The organism is Streptomyces katrae (assembly GCF_000966975.1).
Lineage (GTDB): Bacteria > Actinomycetota > Actinomycetes > Streptomycetales > Streptomycetaceae > Streptomyces > Streptomyces katrae.
In genome coordinates this window covers 1-415 of record NZ_JZWV01001785.1, presented here as the reverse complement: position 1 = coordinate 415, position 415 = coordinate 1, and the positions used below count along the sequence as shown (strand labels likewise).

At 83.9% G+C, this 415-nt stretch carries 1 pseudogene; it reads left to right on the top strand.

Going from position 1 to position 415, the window contains the following annotated elements:
* Positions 1–415 (top strand): annotated as a pseudogene (locus VR44_RS40590) (hypothetical protein); the annotation flags it as partial.

The following is a 415-nucleotide window of genomic DNA, read 5'->3' as shown; positions in this document are numbered from 1 at the left end:
CCTCCTACGAGGACGAACCCACCCCGGACGACCTCTGGGCCGGCGAAGCCGTGCCCACGGCCCCGTGGGACGAAGCCCAGGGCGAGCCCCAGCAGCCCGCGGCCCGGCCCGGCGGCCCACTGCCCGGCCCCCACACGCCCGCCGGGGACGCCCCGAGGGGCGAAGCCCACGCCGTCCCGCCCGGCGGCGCCGGCGCACCCGGCGACCCCGACGACCTCTCGGCGGGCGAGGCCCTCCCGGCCCGGGCCCGGCCGGCCGACACCCATCCCGCGACGGACGACCTGTGGGCGGGCGAACCCGTACTCCCGCACCCGCAGGGCGAAGCCCCGGCCGGGGCCGGCGGCCCGGTGCCCGGCCCCCGCACGCCCGCCGGGGACGCCCCGCGCGGCGAAGCCCACGCCGGGCTGCCCGGGGG